General features: G+C 64.1%; 16 protein-coding genes. 10 read left to right on the plus strand and 6 right to left on the minus strand.

The features are described from left to right. Positions 1-61: 61 nt before the first annotated feature. Positions 62-850, minus strand: a complete 789-nt coding sequence (locus tag E2L06_RS13785; RefSeq protein WP_138782191.1) for a helix-turn-helix domain-containing protein — start codon at positions 848-850, stop codon at positions 62-64. 246 nt (positions 851-1,096) lie between these two features. Here E2L06_RS13785 and E2L06_RS13790 point away from each other — a divergent pair, with 246 nt between their 5' ends. From E2L06_RS13790 to E2L06_RS13810, 5 genes are read left to right on the plus strand one after another with little or no spacing between them, the layout of a single operon-like run. Further along, entirely contained in the window at positions 1,097-1,381 is a 285-nt protein-coding gene (locus tag E2L06_RS13790; protein ID WP_138782192.1) for a DUF3311 domain-containing protein, read from the plus strand. Continuing rightward, positions 1,378-2,856, plus strand: a complete 1,479-nt coding sequence (locus E2L06_RS13795) for a sodium:solute symporter (protein ID WP_138782193.1) — start codon at positions 1,378-1,380, stop codon at positions 2,854-2,856. Before E2L06_RS13790 ends, E2L06_RS13795 begins: the two co-directional genes overlap by 4 nt. Positions 2,857-2,905: 49 nt before the next feature. Continuing rightward, positions 2,906-3,535, plus strand: coding sequence for a hypothetical protein (locus E2L06_RS13800; protein ID WP_138782194.1), 630 nt, complete (start codon positions 2,906-2,908; stop codon positions 3,533-3,535). Positions 3,536-3,583: 48 nt separating this feature from the next. Further along, positions 3,584-3,811, plus strand: coding sequence for a hypothetical protein (locus tag E2L06_RS13805; protein WP_138782195.1), 228 nt, complete (start codon positions 3,584-3,586; stop codon positions 3,809-3,811). 51 nt (positions 3,812-3,862) lie between these two features. Next, positions 3,863-4,762 (plus strand): DUF6293 family protein, encoded by a 900-nt coding sequence (locus tag E2L06_RS13810; protein WP_138782196.1) that lies wholly within the window; start codon positions 3,863-3,865, stop codon positions 4,760-4,762. A gap of 45 nt (positions 4,763-4,807) precedes the next feature. On the opposite strand, the gene E2L06_RS13815 is transcribed toward E2L06_RS13810, so the two are convergent. Continuing rightward, entirely contained in the window at positions 4,808-5,053 is a 246-nt protein-coding gene (locus E2L06_RS13815; RefSeq protein WP_138782197.1) for a hypothetical protein, read from the minus strand. A gap of 496 nt (positions 5,054-5,549) precedes the next feature. On the opposite strand from E2L06_RS13815, the gene E2L06_RS13820 reads away from it, so the two are divergent. Continuing rightward, on the plus strand, positions 5,550-8,201 hold the full coding sequence (locus E2L06_RS13820) for a valine--tRNA ligase (protein ID WP_138782562.1): 2,652 nt from the start codon (positions 5,550-5,552) through the stop codon (positions 8,199-8,201). A 206-nt stretch (positions 8,202-8,407) separates the two neighbouring features. After that, complete coding sequence (locus E2L06_RS13825) at positions 8,408-8,770, plus strand: hypothetical protein (RefSeq protein ID WP_138782198.1); 363 nt, start codon at positions 8,408-8,410, stop codon at positions 8,768-8,770. 16 nt (positions 8,771-8,786) lie between these two features. Here the strand turns inward: E2L06_RS13825 and E2L06_RS13830 are convergent, their stop codons facing one another. Beyond that, positions 8,787-9,500 carry a DUF1405 domain-containing protein gene (locus E2L06_RS13830; RefSeq protein ID WP_138782199.1) on the minus strand — a complete coding sequence of 238 codons (714 nt, stop codon included), beginning with the start codon at positions 9,498-9,500 and terminating at the stop codon, positions 8,787-8,789. 97 nt (positions 9,501-9,597) lie between these two features. Here E2L06_RS13830 and E2L06_RS13835 point away from each other — a divergent pair, with 97 nt between their 5' ends. The 3 genes from E2L06_RS13835 (at position 9,598) to E2L06_RS13845 (ending at position 12,266) form a co-directional block, all read left to right on the plus strand. Next, entirely contained in the window at positions 9,598-10,359 is a 762-nt protein-coding gene (locus E2L06_RS13835; RefSeq protein ID WP_138782200.1) for an acetoacetate decarboxylase family protein, read from the plus strand. A gap of 124 nt (positions 10,360-10,483) precedes the next feature. Further along, complete coding sequence (gene pdxS, locus E2L06_RS13840) at positions 10,484-11,392, plus strand: pyridoxal 5'-phosphate synthase lyase subunit PdxS (RefSeq protein ID WP_138782201.1); 909 nt, start codon at positions 10,484-10,486, stop codon at positions 11,390-11,392. Positions 11,393-11,489: 97 nt separating this feature from the next. Then, positions 11,490-12,266 (plus strand): hypothetical protein, encoded by a 777-nt coding sequence (locus tag E2L06_RS13845; RefSeq protein ID WP_138782202.1) that lies wholly within the window; start codon positions 11,490-11,492, stop codon positions 12,264-12,266. Positions 12,267-12,403: 137 nt separating this feature from the next. Here E2L06_RS13845 and E2L06_RS13850 read toward each other — a convergent pair whose 3' ends face one another. The 3 genes from E2L06_RS13850 to E2L06_RS13860 form a co-directional block, all read right to left on the minus strand. Next, entirely contained in the window at positions 12,404-13,813 is a 1,410-nt protein-coding gene (locus E2L06_RS13850) for a hypothetical protein (RefSeq protein WP_138782203.1), read from the minus strand. A 214-nt stretch (positions 13,814-14,027) separates the two neighbouring features. Then, positions 14,028-14,363, minus strand: a complete 336-nt coding sequence (locus tag E2L06_RS13855) for a hypothetical protein (RefSeq protein WP_138782204.1) — start codon at positions 14,361-14,363, stop codon at positions 14,028-14,030. Between the two features lie 82 nt (positions 14,364-14,445). Continuing rightward, positions 14,446-15,324, minus strand: a complete 879-nt coding sequence (locus E2L06_RS13860; protein ID WP_138782205.1) for a homoserine kinase — start codon at positions 15,322-15,324, stop codon at positions 14,446-14,448. Positions 15,325-15,409 lie beyond the last annotated feature (85 nt).

Here is a 15,409-nt window from a genome sequence, read left to right on the forward strand (position 1 = left end):
GCCGTCACCTGTAGGGACGGCCACGACGTCGGACCGGCGTCACGTCGTTTGTCCGGCAGTATCAGTAGGTCGGCCGGTACCAGTACCAGTAGAGGACGACCGCGAGCAAGACGACGAGCCCACCCAGAAAGAAGAGCAGTCCGGGCGGCACGGCCCCGACCACCACATCCGCCGCGTCGGTAGCGCCATCGCTTGCGTTCTGGACGGCCTCGTTCCCGGTATCGGCCGCCATATCTGACGCGGCGTCGCCGTTGCTGGCCTGATCGCTTTCGTTGACGGTGGCGATGCCGATATCGCCCCCGCCGCTCGAGCCGTTGTCAGCGCCGCCCGTCCCGGTCGTTTCCGCCGGCGCTGTGCCGTTACCGGCCGGTTCCTCGGGCCGTGACTCGCCGCCGGTCGAGCCGGTCGGTCCGAGCCAGCGCGTGAGCGCGTACTGCACCAGCAAGCTGCCGCCCGCGAGTGCGCCAATGCCGCCGATAAATCGCGAGAGTGCCTCTTTGAGCTTTGCTGCCCGCGACTTGTCACTGGTGACGATCAGTGGCCCGTCCGTGGTCGCGTAGACGCTCATCTCGTTGCCCCGCGAGGAGTACCAGGTGTCGACGACCGCGACGAGTCCGGCGTCCTCGAGGTTCTCGAGGTGATAGCGGACGTTCTGGATCGAGGAGTCGACCGCGTCGGCGACGTCACTCGGCGTCCCGGGTTCCTCGTCGAGTCGCGCGTAGATCTGTCGGGCCGTCGTCGAGGAGAGGGCGCTGAAGACCGCGTCGGCGTCCTCTCCCTCGAGGTCGACGACGCGGGGCTGGCCCTCCTCGGTCGTCGTCTCGGAGCGAAAGGGGAACAGCCGGGCCATATCGGAGTCGATTCGTACTCGCTGTCAAATACATATACTCTTTTTCCTCGGTGAAAGAGCGATTGTAGCTATCGGTGCCACTGCGAGTCACTGCACATAGAATCGGAGAGCCGTCGTACGGTCGTCTACGCCATCTCGAGGTACAATAGTTTGTCTCGAGCCGACACTGCCATATCGATGAACAAATTTCTTCGATACTCGGAATCGAACAGAAAGAATTACCCACATCGAGGGGAACGGTCACACATGCGACGGACCGAACTGGCGTTCTGGATCGCAGTCGCGGTCGTCCTCGCGGGACTGACAGTGCCGTGGTTCCTGTGGGGGTCGGCGACCGTCGTCGCCGGGCTACCAGTATGGCTCTGGTGGCACGTCGGCTGGATGGGGCTCGCGTCGATCGTCTTCTGGCGCTTCGCTCAGCGTGCGTGGGGGATCGGTATCGAATCGACGGGCGACGACGGCTCCGGCGGCAAGCGGCTGGACCGTCCCGATCGGGCTCGAGAGTCACCTCCTGGAGGTGAGTCGCCGTGAGAGCGGTCACGCTACAGCTGGCGATCATCGTCGGCTATCTCCTGCTCGCGCTCGCGGTCGGACTGGTCGCCTACCGTCTGACCGAGCGGACCGCCGAGGACTTCTACCTCGCGAGCCGTACGCTTGGCACGGTCGTCTTGCTGTTTACGACCTTTGCGACGCTGCTGTCGGCGTTTACCTTCTTCGCCGGCCCGAACATCGCCTATGCGCAAGGACCCGAGTGGATCCTCGTCATGGGCCTGATGGACGGGATCATCTTCGCCATCCTCTGGTACGTGATCGGCTACAAGCAGTGGTTGCTCGGCCAGCAATACGGCTACGTCACTCTCGGCGAGATGCTCGGCGACCGCTTCGGATCACGATGGCTCCGCGGGCTCGTCGCCGGCGTCAGCCTGCTCTGGCTGTTCCCCTACGTCATGCTCCAGCAGGTCGGTGCCGGCACGGCGCTCGAGGCCCTTACCGATGGGGCAGTGTCCTACGAATTGGGGGCCGGCCTGATCACGGTGTTTATGATCCTCTACGTCGTCGCCGCCGGCATGCGCGGGGTCGCCTGGACCGACACCCTTCAGGGTGCGTTCATGCTCGTGACCACCTGGGTTGCGCTGTTGTGGGTGCTTGCAGCCGTCGGCGGCCCCGGCGCGGCGACCACAGCCCTCGCATCGAACCCCGAGACGGCCACGTTCCTCTCGCTCGGCGGCGGCCTGTACACGCCCCAGTGGATGCTCTCGACGGCGATCACGATCGGCTTCGGCGTCGCGATGTTCCCGCAGGTCAACCAGCGCTTCTTCGCCGCGGGCTCGAAGGCCGTCCTCAAGCGTTCCTTCGCCCTCTGGCCGATCCTCTGTGTGCTGCTTTTCGTCCCCTCGTTCATGCTCGGGGCGTGGGCCGCCGGCCTCGAGGTCGCGATTCCCGAGGGGGCGAACGTCTTACCGCTGATCCTCGCGGAGTACACCCCGACCTGGTTCGCCGCGCTGGTTATCGCCGGCGCGATGGCCGCGATGATGTCGTCCTCGGACTCGATGCTCCTGTCGGGCTCGTCGTACTTCACGCGGGACCTCTACCGGCCGTTCGTCGACCGAGACCTCGCCGACCGCCGGGAAGGCCTGCTGGCCCGCGGCGGCGTCGTGGTCTTTGCCACTGCAGCCTTCGTCGCTAGCCTCTTCCAGCCTGCAACGCTGTTCGAGATCGGCAACGCGGCCTTCAGTGGCTTCGCCCAGCTCGCACTGCCGGTCCTCCTCGCCCTCTACTGGCGCAAGATTACGCGCGCCGGTATCACCGCCGGCATCCTCGCGAGTCAGGGCTTCTACGTGGCGAGTCTGTTCGTCGCCGCCGTGCCGGGGTCCTACGCGGGCTGGTCGGCCGGCCTCGTCGGGATGGGACTTGGACTCCTCATCACTGTCGCCGTCTCGCTTGTCACCTCGCCGGCGGCCGACGAGCAGCGCGCGATCTACTTCGACGGCCTCGGTGCCGACTGACCGAGTCGAATCGCCACCCTGAACGGTCCCGATTGCATAGCCAGCGACCATGACGATCGATCTCCCGGCCGCGGTCGCCGACGACTGGCGGCAGCTCGGCACGCAGACCGAGAAACGACGACTCTCGCTGATGACGATCACCGCCGAGACGACCGTCTTCGAACACCGGCCGACAGCCGACGCACTCGAGCGGCTCCGCGCCAGCGGCTCGATCCCAGCCCGATCGCTGTTTCTCATCGAACTGCAGCTCAACCCGTCGCTGTCGACAATGGGGCTGTCCCCGAGCGATGCCCTCGGGATGGCTGCCCCGAAAGCCCGCAAGGGGTTCGTCGAGACGATCGAAGACGACGGTATCATCGTCGGTGACGAACGCACGAGCGAGCATATCGACCGCCCGGACGGCACCGTCGGTCATCTCACCGTCTTCGAGGCTGGCTATCCAGTCGACGCCGACTCGGCGGCTGACGACGCTGACGCCGCGACGATCGGCGCCGAGGCCCACATCGCCATCTGGCCCGCAGCTGATACGTACGTGATGGCAGGCGGCCTGGTACCGCTCGAGGCCCCCGACGAGCCGGCCACGCTCGAGGCCGCCCTCGATATCGATCCGGCCCGCGACCGGGAGGCGATTGTGGATCTGTTCCGGGGGCTCGAACTCGAGGCTGCGGACGACGACTGATCTCGCTGCTGTCGAAACGGTTAATTCATCGACTATCGATCTGTCGCTATGGCACACTATAGCGGCCGCGATTACTCGGAGCTGGCAAAGACCGGCTTCTTCGCCGGGCTCGCCCTGTTCGTCGTCGGGACGGGCAGCGAACTCGTCGGCCACGCGATGTTCGGATCGCTTCCCCAGTGGGAGAACACGCTGTTTTTCGCGCTGACGATCATCGGCTTCGCGATCGGCTTTGCCTCGCCGTTCGTGTTCGGCATCGTCATGCCGCTCGTCGAGTAACGCGGATACCGACTCGGTGGTTTTGTAACGGCTCCTGCCTCAGTGTCGAGCATGCAAACCCACATCGTCCCGGTCGGCTTCGATTACGACCGGCTGATCGCGCCACTCGTCCGCGATCAGATCGACGTCGACAGCGTCATTTTGCTCGAGGGAGCCGTCGGCAGCGAGGCCAACGTCGAATACTCCCGCCATCTCTCGAAGAAACTCGAGACGGACTTCCGGAACCTGCTGGGAGCCGAGACCGAGCGGTTCGTCTTAGAGGACGTCTACGACTACGACGAGGCCTTCGAGCAGGCCTACGAACTCATTACAGCTGAACTCGACGCCGGCAACGAGGTCTGGGTCAACGTCGCCGCGATGCCCCGAACCGTCAGCTTCGCGTTCGCCAACGCCGCCCACTCGCTGATGGTCGAACGCGAGGAGGATCGCGAGGGAATCCATACCTACTACACCGCCCCCGAGAAGTACTTGGAGACCGAACTCGCCGAGGAACTGCGCGAACAGATCGCGCTACTCGAGGACCTCCGCGAGGACGACGAGGGGATCGCTGGCGATCGGATCGCCGGTCGCCTCGAGAGCGCCCGTGATCTGCTCGCCGAGTTTGACGAGCGGGGAACGACCATCGGTGCGAAAGAGATCGATGGCAAACACATCGTCGAGTTGCCGGTTGCATCCTTCTCCAATGTCAAGCCCTTCGAGGAATTGATCCTGTACAAACTCGGCGAGGGTGGTGAGTTCGACTCCGTCTCTGAACTCGCCGAATCGCTGGCCCGCGAACTCAACGAGGAGTACACCGACAGCTTCCGGTCGAAGGTCATCTACAACGTCGATCGGCTGGGTCCCGGCGGGAAAGGGTACATCGAACGCGAGGAACACGGCAAATCCTACCGGACGCGGCTCTCTCGGATCGGCGAACTGTGGGTACGGGCCCACTCCGACGGCGATGCCTGACGGTCGACCGGTCTCACACCAGTGTCGTGGCGCGAGTCTGCCACGCTACTCGCGTGCGGGCTCGTCCCAGTCAGCAAAACAATCCTCTGGTTGAACGTCGCGGATCGCCTCCTCCCCTTCGGCCGGGATGTGCTGGAAACAGCGCGGCTCGTTCTCTGACGTGGCGATCCACGCCGCCTCGTTCCCGCAGACGGCACAGCTCGGGACGCTGCCGACTCGCAGTGCATACCACCAGCGCCACTCGTCGAACCGCCCTCGGATGCGCGCTCGCAGCCGCGACAGGAAACTCACGGTCGATCGGCCTCCTCGAGGCGGTCGCCATCGGTACTCATGCGCGTTGCTAGAGTCCGGACGATACTTTTGCGCTCTGCTCTCGAGGCCGGTGACCTCTCAGCCCGCCGAGACTGGGGTCGGTCGACACGGGCGGATCCTGACACGATCGGGCGCCGGCCGACGAAACACCTAACACCGTTCCCGGGGCAAGAGATACGTATGATGCAGTGCGTCGCGGCGACCGTCCGACCGTTCGACGGCCCGCGTGGCACCGTTTTCGTATCAGGGCGGACGTAACGATTTACAGGGGTTCGACCGAATCAGTGGTCGAAATCCTTTACTGACTTACGTCCGCCCTGATAGGGGCTCCATAGCCCTACGTTCCTTACCCCGTTTCGACGGATGTATTGTCGCCGACCAGCATTCACCGAACAACGACTCATATGGACGAGCGCCAACCACAGTTCCCGACGACGCACCGACGACGCCCACGGCGGGCGGTGAGAGCATGAGCATGGACACGGCCGAACAGGACGAGCCGAGCCTCGAGGGTGGCTACGACCCCGAAGCCGTCGAATCCCGCTGGCAACAGCGCTGGATCGACGCGGACGTCTACGCCTACGATGGCGACGAAAAGCAGGACCCGAACACGGTGTACGCGATCGATACGCCGCCGCCGACGGTCTCGGGCAGCCTGCACATGGGCCATCTCTACGGCTCGACGCTGCAGGACTTCGCCGCCCGGTTCCAGCGGATGGCAGACGGCGATGTGCTCTTTCCCTTTGGCTACGACGACAACGGGATCGCAAGCGAGCGCCTGACCGAGAAGGAACTGGACATCCGCCACCAGGACTACGAACGCCGGGAGTTCCAGAACCTCTGTCGGGAGGTCTGTCAGGACTACGAGGCCGAGTTCACCGAGAAGATGCAGGCACTCGGCACCTCGATCGACTGGAACAACACCTACAAGACGATCGAACCGCGCGTCCAGCGCATCTCCCAGCTTTCCTTCCTCGACCTCTACGAGAAGGGCCGTGAGTACCGCAAGAAGGCACCCGCGATCTGGTGTCCGGACTGTGAAACCGCCATCTCGCAGGTCGAGATGGAAGACGACGAACGCGGCTCGCATTTCAACGACATCGCGTTCGAACTCGTCGGCGACGACGCGCCGCGTGACGAGTTCGTCATCTCGACGACGCGCCCGGAGCTCATTCCAGCGTGTGTTTCCGTGTTCGTCCACCCCGACGACGAGGACAACCAGGATCTCGTCGGCGAAACTGCTCGCATTCCGATCTTCGGCCACGAAGTGCCGATTATCGAAGACGAGCGTGTCGATATGGAGAAAGGAAGCGGCGTCGTGATGTGCTGTACCTTCGGTGACCAGAACGACATCGAGTGGTACCAGGCCCACGACCTGCCGCTGCGCGTGGCGATCGATGAGTCCGCGACGATGACCGACCTCGCCGGCGACTACGAAGGCATGTCCACCGAGGAGGCCCGCGAGGCCATCGTCGAGGACTTAGACGACGAGGGCTACCTGCGCGACCGCTGGGCGATCACCCACGCCGTGCAGGTCCACGAACGCTGTGACACGCCCGTCGAGTTCCGCGTCTCAAAGCAGTGGTACGTCGAAATCTTGGATCACAAAGACGAGTATCTCGAGGCCGGCCAGGAGATGGACTGGTACCCCGAGAAGATGTTTACCCGCTACCAGCACTGGATCGAAGGGCTCGAGTGGGACTGGCTGATCTCGCGCCAGCGCGACTCGGGCATTCCGTTCCCGGTCTGGTACTGTGAAGACTGCGACCATCCGGTGATGGCCGATCGAGAAGAGCTGCCGGTCGACCCGCTCTCGGACGACCCGCCCATCGATGCGTGTCCGGAGTGTGGCCACGACGAGTTCGACCCTGAAGAGGACGTCTTCGACACCTGGGCGACCTCCTCGCTCACCCCGCTGATCAACGCTGGCTGGGACTGGGACGCAGAGAACGAGGAGTTCACGATGGACAATCCCGAGCTCTACCCGTTCGATCTGCGCCCACAGGGCCACGACATCATCTCGTTCTGGCTGTTCCACACCATCGTCAAGTGCTACGAGCACACCGGCGAGGTGCCCTTCGACGCGACGATGATCAACGGCCACGTTCTGGACGAAAACCGCGAGAAGATGTCCAAGTCGCGTGGCAACGTCGTCGAGCCCGACGCGGTGCTCGCGGAGTATCCCGTCGACGCTGTCCGCTTCTGGGCGGCCAGCGCTGCCGTCGGCGACGACTTCCCGTATCAGGAGAAGGATCTGACGGCAGGCGAAAAACTCCTGCGGAAGCTCTGGAACGCCTCGAAACTCGTCGACACGCTCGCCCCGGCCGATCCCGACGAACCCGCCGACCTCGAGGCGATCGACCGCTGGCTGCTCGCGGAGCTTGACGACGCGATCGCGGATCTGACGGCCCATCTCGAGGCCTACGAGTTCGCGAAAGCCCGCGACCGCCTGCGGACGTTCTTCTGGAACACCTTCTGTGACGACTACTTAGAGATCGCCAAGACCCGCGAGGACAACCCTTCGACGCAGTACGCGCTGCGGACCGCACACCGGACCTTCCTCGAGCTGTGGGCCCCGTTCTTGCCCCACGTGACCGAAGAGATCTGGCAGGCGGTCTACGTGAACGACGACGACCTCGAGGCGAGCAGTATCCACGTCCGCGACTGGCCCACCCCGCAGGGCCACGAGGCCGACTTAGAGGCCGGCGAAACCGCCATGGAGGTCATCTCCGCGCTGCGACGCTACAAGAGCGAGAACCAGTTGCCGCTGAACGCCGACCTCGAGTCGGTGTCGGTCTACGGCTCCGTCGACGGCTTCGAGGACGCCATCCAGCACGTGATGCACGTCCAGGACCTCACCGTGCTCGAAGAGCAACCGGAGATCACGACCGAGGTCGCCAAAATCGACCTCGATTACTCGACGCTCGGGCCGAAATTCGGCTCGAAAGTCGGTGAGATCGACGCCGGCATCGAGAGTGGCGACTACGAAATCGACGACGATGAAGACGTCCTGCACGTCGCCGGCGAGGAACTCGCAGACGACCTCTTCGAGGTCGAACTCGAGCGGACCTACTCCGGCGAGGGCGAGATGATCGAGACCGAGTCGGCGGTCGTCATCCTCGAATAAGCAATCGATCGCCACCGCTGGCGGACGACTCCGATTCGTGTCGTGGTCGCTTTCCGAACGTTCGTTTACTGTATTCCATTGATATCTGGATTTCACCCCGTCAGCAGAAAGGCTATAACTATATCGGGCAATCTCGGCTCGTGCTCTGCTGAAGTCGGGACGAGCCGACGGGTTGGCCGCGCCGCGTAAGCCGAGTACAGAGCACCATGACAACAGAGACAGCGAACGCAAACCGTACGGACGCCGACGACACCCTTGCTCCCAGCGTCATCTTCGAGCTGTTGTGCGAGGATCATCGCCGACAGGCATTGGCCTATCTCTCCCGGACCGTGGGCGCAGTCGACCTCGCGGACCTAATCGACTGGCTCGCTCGTCGTGACGGCGAGCCGACGCCCGAACGGATCGACCGGCTCACCCTCGAGTTCCATCACACGCACCTCCGGAAGCTGGGCGATGCAGCGGTCGTGCGATACGATGCCGAGACCGAACGGGTCGAACGGCGGGCGATGGCCCGCGCACTCGATCCGTACCTCGAACTCGCGGCCGCCGACCAGTCGCCAGCGCGGTGACGCTACCAAGGAGGTGTTAGGGCCGATTCTGGGCTGCCTCGCACTTTTTCGCGCGGATCGCGAGCGCGAGGAATACCGCGAGCAGTACGAACGAGACCTCGCCCGCGGCGACGACGCCCAGCGCGTCGGCCTCGAGGAACATGGGTGTGTCCCGCGCGACCGGGATGATCGTGTGGTGGGGCTCGCCGACGATCGGAACGAAGTAGTCGACGAGCAGGTTGCTCCAGTACCAGCCGGTGGCGACCGCGACAGCCCACACCGGGAAGTCACTGATTCGATAGAGCACCAGCGCCTGCACGACCATCGCGAGGTGGCTCCAGAAGAGGAAGTTGTACATCGCCGGGGAGAGATACGTGTAGGAATCAGCGAATGCGAGCAACGTGTAGGGCGTCCACAGGCCGAGCACGATGTTGCCGAAAAACGCCAGTGCAGTGAGCCACGGCTGCTCGCGGCCCAGCTTCCAGCAGGCGAGCGCCAGCGCCACGAACAGCGTCGCGAGCGGGCTGTCGGGGACCCACGGCCACAGCACTGCCGTCGTTTCGGCGAACTGCCCCGAGTAGTACCAGAAGCCAAAGGCCGTCCCCACGAGGTTGATCGCCACGACGAGCCACGCAAATCGCAGCCCCAGGTCCTCGAGCGCCGTTGGCAGTGGCGCGAGATACGACGGGAGCGACTCGCCGTCGGTGCGCTCGCGGTCTGTCAGCCGGCCACTCGAAGTCGAGGCAGTCATTGTCCGGCGCGACGGCCGGAACCTGCAAAACAGTAGCGGTTATCGCTGCCGGCGGCCGACCCCTATCACTACGATCGGACCCTGCGTACCGCCAGCTATGACCTCTGCCGAGCACCGATCTCGAACCCGGCTGTCGACTGGCCACGAGATCACCCTCCCGCTCGAACTGTCGTTCGCGATGGGTGGCGTCGTCGTTCCCGCCCGTCGGAGCCGGCTCGAGACGATCCTGCCGGATATCCTCTCGTCGCTCGCGGTCGCCCCCGGCGTGGGCTGTGTCGCCCTTGTTGGGATTCAGTACCATCGAGTAGGTCGTGGCGAGCGAGACGCGACGGGACTCGAGCCCTACGACGAGTTCGCGGTCATCGTCCCGGCAGTCCATGGAAGCCGAACGAACGCCCCCGTCGCACAGCTCGTAGGCGGCGAGATCGGTGGCTACGTCCACTGGCTGCCGGTGACGACCGAACCCGCAGTCGCGCTCGGCCGCGAACTCTGGGGGTACCCGAAGGAACGGGCCGGCGTCACGGTGACCGACGGGCCGAATGGGCTCCGTGTCGTCGTCACCGGTGGGCGGTATGGTGACCGCGAGGCCGTTCGGCTCGAGATCCCTCGACCCCGGCTCGGTCCGCGAGCGCGCGACTGGACCATGACGAGTTACACGGTCGAAGACGGTGCACTCCTGGGGACGACGGCCCGAATCGGTGGGAAGGTAGCGATCGGGATCGGCCCGTCCGTCGGTACGCACCTCGCGGTCGCGCCGGCGCTGGCACGGGAACTCGGCCTGTGGCACCGGCCGCTCGCGCGGGTGTACGGCTCGCGAGTTCGAGCGCGACTGTTCGCAGGCGATCGGATGACCGAGTGATACGACTCGGTGCAAGCAGCTTCAGATATTTGCTTCTAGACTACTCCTGCGTCCGATTTCGGCGGCTGCGGCTGGATCGGCCCCAAAGAACACGCGTAAGTGCGGTGGCTCCTAACCGCGCAGTATGACCGAGACCACTGATCTCGAGGAACTGCGACGCGGGACCGATCTCGTCAAGCGCGGTTTTGCTCAGATGCAGAAAGGCGGCGTCATCATGGACGTCGTCGATCCCGAACAGGCGCGCATCGCCGAAGAAGCCGGCGCGGTCGCCGTGATGGCGCTAGAAGCCGTCCCCGCGGACATCCGCAAGCGCGGCGGCGTCGCCCGGATGGCAGACCCCGCAGATGTCGAGGAGATCGTCAACTCCGTCTCGATCCCCGTCATGGGCAAATCCCGGATCGGCCACACGAAGGAGGCCCAGATTCTCGAAGCCGTCGGCGTGGACATGATCGACGAATCCGAGGTCCTCACGCCCGCGGACGACGCCTACCACATCGACAAGCGCGACTTCACCGCGCCCTTTGTCTGTGGCGCGCGTAACCTCGGCGAAGCCCTGCGTCGGATCGACGAGGGCGCGGCGATGATCCGTACCAAAGGCGAGGCCGGCACCGGCGACGTCAACCAGGCCGTCCACCACCAGCGTACGATCAAGGGCGCGATCCGCAAACTCGAGGGCATGAGCCACGAGGAACGCGAGGCCTACGCCCGCGAGATCGAAGCGCCCGCGGACCTGGTCCACGAGACTGCCGAGATGGGCCGACTCCCGGTCGTCAACTTCGCAGCGGGTGGCATCGCGACGCCGGCCGACGCCGCGCTCATGATGCACCACGAGTGTGACGGCATCTTCGTGGGCAGCGGGATCTTCGGCGCGGAGAACCCGCCGGAGATGGCCGAGGCGATCGTCGAAGCGACGAACAACTGGGACGACCCCGAGGCGCTCGCGGAGATCTCGAAGAACCTCGGCAAGAGCATGAAAGGCGACGCGAACGTCGACCTCCCCGAAGAGGAGAAGCTGCAGGGTCGCGGCGTTTAACTGACTGACGACGGACCCATTCTCGTCTGCCGATTCGCTGGAGCGACGACTGATCGGCAAGCACACCCGTTTTCTCCGTATCCAACCTACTGACGGCATGAGTCAGGCAACATCTCCGACCAGCGTCGAGCAACTCGTCGATCGAATTACAGCGGGAACCGAGCGATTGCTCCGGGAAACCGCACCCAACGGATCGGCCGAGACGCGGGCGGCGGTCGAAGAACTTCTAGACATCGTCGAGGAAGTCGACGATCTTCTCGAAACGATAGATTTCGAGAAACTGCCGGACGCCGTCGACGCGTCGGCGCTGCCGAATCTCATCAAGCAAGACGGACTCCCGGACGCAATTCGCGAGAGGGATCCGGACCTGGCACTGGATCTCAGTACGATCCGAGACGTCATCGAACTGCGAGAGTTCTGGAACACCGTCGATATCGCCGATTTCCTGCGGGAGCTGCGACAGCTCAAGACGGAACTCGAGGACGTCGTCGGTCCTGACGCGTTCGATTCGACCGGCGATTCCGAGGCGGCAGCCGAAGTCAGGAAGTTCGTCGACGACGTGAAAACGGATGCGACGAACGCGGCGCTTCAACAAGAAGCGAAAAAAGCCGCAAAAGGGGCTCGAAATGGCGTCATCGACGGCCATTCGAAATTCGAAGAACTGTACGGGTCGACACAGCGCGGCCCCGGCTACGCTGGTCGGAAACCAGTATCGAAAAACCCGACTGCTGTGTCGTCAGTTCCGTACGGTCCGCTCCCGGCCAGCGTCTCGACGAGAGTTTCGACCGTCCCGACGAACGTTCGACACGCGAAGATCGATGCCCTCCCGCGGATCTACGGCCGACGCTGGCGGACCGTCGCAGAGAGGCCGTAGCACTGGCAGGTAGTCGTCGAAGAGTCGGATCAGTGTCGACCGAGGCTCGATCGTCGATCGAGAGTTCGGACGCGATGCGCCGAAGCAGCGGCTGGTAACCCGGATTTGGAGACGAAAGCGGAGGCGGTGACCGCGAGTCAGTCGTCGAGTTCGGCTTCGTAGGCGGTGACCGTGGCGTACGGAACGTGTGGTCCTGCGCCGGGGATGAACTCGAGGGTCGCGAGACTGTCGTCGCCTCGAATCTCGGCAGCGACGTCATGGATCGTGACGTCGTCCCCGACGACAGTCCCCACGATCGTCGGTGTTCCTTTGATGTCTACCGTCGACTCCGGTGCGTAGAGCAGTGCGTTGATCTCCGGAGTCCCGCTTACGGTCTGCACAGTGGATCCCGAGGAGAAGACGAGCCGTGTCTGTGAGGGGTCGGAGGCGTTTCCGATCACAGCATTTCCTTTCACATCGAGGTCCTCGCCGGCGTAGATCGTGAGGTCGTTGCTGCCTGTGACGCTGAGGGAATCGCTCCCGGACAGATCGAACGATTTCCGGACCACGACAGCTATGTCTCCGTTAGACGTGTCGAAGTGGTGGCCGCTGCCGATCTCGTCGACACAATGAACACCGGGCTCAGTGATCGGCCCGTCTAATGCCTCGAACTCGTCGCATGCCTCGAGCGAACGATCGATTTCCTCGTCAGCCGACGGGTAGTCGTAGTTCTCGTGGGAGACCGTTCCGCTGACCATCCACTCGTCGATGGTGCCGGCTCTCGCGTTCCCATCGATCATCTGTTTGCCCGTGCTCTCACTGAGGCCGGCGGCGTTGACTGTTTCGCCGATGACGGCGCCATCGAGTGCTCTGCTGTTCTCGGTCGGGGAGATCAGCTGGATCCGAACGCGCTGTGGCTCACCCTCGTCACAGCTTTCGGTCACACTCCCCTCGAGCGAGTCCTCGAGTTCGCGTTCCCATGCGCTGCAGTATGCGCTCTGGATGGCGATCCGAACCGTGACGCTCTCGCTGTTCGATCGGCCGTCGAGAGCAACCTGCGTCGGGGTGGCCGCCTGTCGAACAGTGCCATCGACGGCATTCCCCCCGGCACGATTGCCGTCGAGGTGAACGATTGGGAACGATAGCGTTCCGTTCCGGTACTCGATACCGGGTTCGGAGACCATCGCTGATCCCGTGCCGTCAGTTCGCCAGACACCACCACCCTGATAGGCGATTTCGGTGTCACCGTTGGCGTACGCCAGCGTCCCGAGCGATTCGTTGTACAACACCTCGGTACCTCCCGAATCGTTGACTCTGGTCATGGTCACACGACCAGCGGTCTCCCGCATCGAGACGTGCCCGCGGTCGAACGGGCCGAGCGATACGTCCGACGGACCGCGGCCGGTAGAAACGGTCGTCTTCGTACTATGAGCGAACTCGAGCATCGATTGTTCGGCGTAATCGGTTTCGATGGCCGCCTGCTGCGTGTCGAGACCGCTCGAACCCAACATGATGATTCCGACACTCGCGACGGCGACGGCACCGATCAGCAGAACGAGTCCGAGCACGTGGGACTGTCCTCGTTGGCGGTCCGTCGAGCCAGCAGACTGGCTATCTGTTGGCTCATCCCCCGACTGTTCCCCGGCCCATAGCGCGTCGAATACCCACCGCATACGGGCACCGATTCCTGACTGTCACGGATAGTTATCAATCGAGATACTCGTCGTAACAGCCGGCCTAACGGGCAGTAGGTGGCTGTTACTGGCCGGTCCTATCCCCTGGTCAGGACCGAGCAGCTGTCACGAGAACAACTGAGAGGATCAACAGGTACGTCACCAGTGAGCCGATCCCTGCTGAGAGCAGCCGCGACGGTGCGACGGCGATGCCGATACCGACGGTCACGAACACGCCCACGAGTGTTCCGAACTGGACGGCCGGTCGCTCCCAGTACTCACGGACGAGTTCGCTGTGACTGAACGCGATAGCCTCGAAGACGAGTGTTCCAAGGACACCGACTGTGACGAACGGGAGCGAGAGCGGAGCGCTCGCAACGGCGAGGCCACCGACGAACGCCGCTAGTGCGATCACGGCGAGGATACCATCAGTTACCAGACTCATCGCCGCGGCTCCTCTGTCGGGTAGTTACGGCGCACTCACGAACGTCTTGCGGTTGCAACGAACACCAATGCCGACCAGCAGCTCAGCGATACAGCGTTGCACCCTCGCTGACGGCAGTCTGATAGGCCCGACTCTTGACGCCGGCCGCGTCGAAGGCATCGACCATCGCCGCGGCGATCGAGCGCTGGTCCCGACGGTGACAGACCGCCAGCACGCCCGGCCCGGCACCGCTGACGGTCACGCCGGTCGCGCCCGCCTCGAGGGCGGCCTCACGAACCTGATCGTAGCCGTCGATGAGTTTCGTGCGTTCGGGCGTGACGATGGCATCGTTCATCCCCCGACCGACGAGGTCGGGATCGTCTCGTGTCATTCCAACGGTGAGCGTGGCAGCGTTGCCGACGGTGTCGACGACGTCCTCGAGCGGGGCCGAGTCGGGAACGACACCGCGCGCGTCGCGCGTCGACACGGAGATGTCGGGAAGGCAGGCGACGACGGGGACGGAGGCGTCGACCTGCGTGACGCCGTCGTCGGTAACGATGGTGAAGCCGCCGAGCAGCGCGGGAGCGACGTTGTCCGCGTGAGCCTCGCCGGAGACGAGCGCTTCGCCTTCGGCAGCGATGGGGACGAGTTCCTCCCGCGAGTAGCCGCGGTCGTAGAGGGCGTTTAACGCGACGGCGGCGGCGGCCGCACTGGCGGCCGACGAGCCAAGTCCCGAGGAAGGCCGGACGCCCTTGTCAATCCGGATACGAGCCGGGGCGTCAAGTGCCTCGGCGACCGCACCGACGGTATTCTTGGCGGGGTCTTCCGGGATGTATTCGCTTCCGGCACCCGTAACCGTAATCGTCGTTTCCGAGGCGCGCTCGACTCGAATTACGTCGGCGGGCGTCCCGAGAGCGACGCCGAAGACGTCGAAGCCACTCCCGAGGTTCGCACTCGTCGCCGGTGCCCGCACGGTGAGCATGCCGATTCCTTTCAAGACGGCAGTCAAAAAGGTAGCGAACGAAGCCGACGCACAGCGGTGCATCGACGGCACCGCAAGGCCGCGT

Origin of the sequence: Haloterrigena sp. H1, from assembly GCF_005938085.1 — an archaeon.
Taxonomy (GTDB): Archaea; Halobacteriota; Halobacteria; order Halobacteriales; family Natrialbaceae; genus Natrinema.

Coding starts and splice junctions, on each gene's coding strand:
- E2L06_RS13785 (WP_138782191.1), bottom strand. CDS start 850: ATGGCCCGGCTGTTCCCCTTTCGCTCCGAGACGACGACCGAGGAGGGC.
- E2L06_RS13790 (WP_138782192.1), top strand. CDS start 1,097: ATGCGACGGACCGAACTGGCGTTCTGGATCGCAGTCGCGGTCGTCCTC.
- E2L06_RS13800 (WP_138782194.1), top strand. CDS start 2,906: ATGACGATCGATCTCCCGGCCGCGGTCGCCGACGACTGGCGGCAGCTC.
- E2L06_RS13805 (WP_138782195.1), top strand. CDS start 3,584: ATGGCACACTATAGCGGCCGCGATTACTCGGAGCTGGCAAAGACCGGC.
- E2L06_RS13810 (WP_138782196.1), top strand. CDS start 3,863: ATGCAAACCCACATCGTCCCGGTCGGCTTCGATTACGACCGGCTGATC.
- E2L06_RS13820 (WP_138782562.1), top strand. CDS start 5,550: ATGGACACGGCCGAACAGGACGAGCCGAGCCTCGAGGGTGGCTACGAC.
- E2L06_RS13825 (WP_138782198.1), top strand. CDS start 8,408: ATGACAACAGAGACAGCGAACGCAAACCGTACGGACGCCGACGACACC.
- E2L06_RS13830 (WP_138782199.1), bottom strand. CDS start 9,500: ATGACTGCCTCGACTTCGAGTGGCCGGCTGACAGACCGCGAGCGCACC.
- E2L06_RS13835 (WP_138782200.1), top strand. CDS start 9,598: ATGACCTCTGCCGAGCACCGATCTCGAACCCGGCTGTCGACTGGCCAC.
- pdxS (WP_138782201.1), top strand. CDS start 10,484: ATGACCGAGACCACTGATCTCGAGGAACTGCGACGCGGGACCGATCTC.
- E2L06_RS13845 (WP_138782202.1), top strand. CDS start 11,490: ATGAGTCAGGCAACATCTCCGACCAGCGTCGAGCAACTCGTCGATCGA.
- E2L06_RS13855 (WP_138782204.1), bottom strand. CDS start 14,363: ATGAGTCTGGTAACTGATGGTATCCTCGCCGTGATCGCACTAGCGGCG.
- E2L06_RS13860 (WP_138782205.1), bottom strand. CDS start 15,324: ATGCTCACCGTGCGGGCACCGGCGACGAGTGCGAACCTCGGGAGTGGC.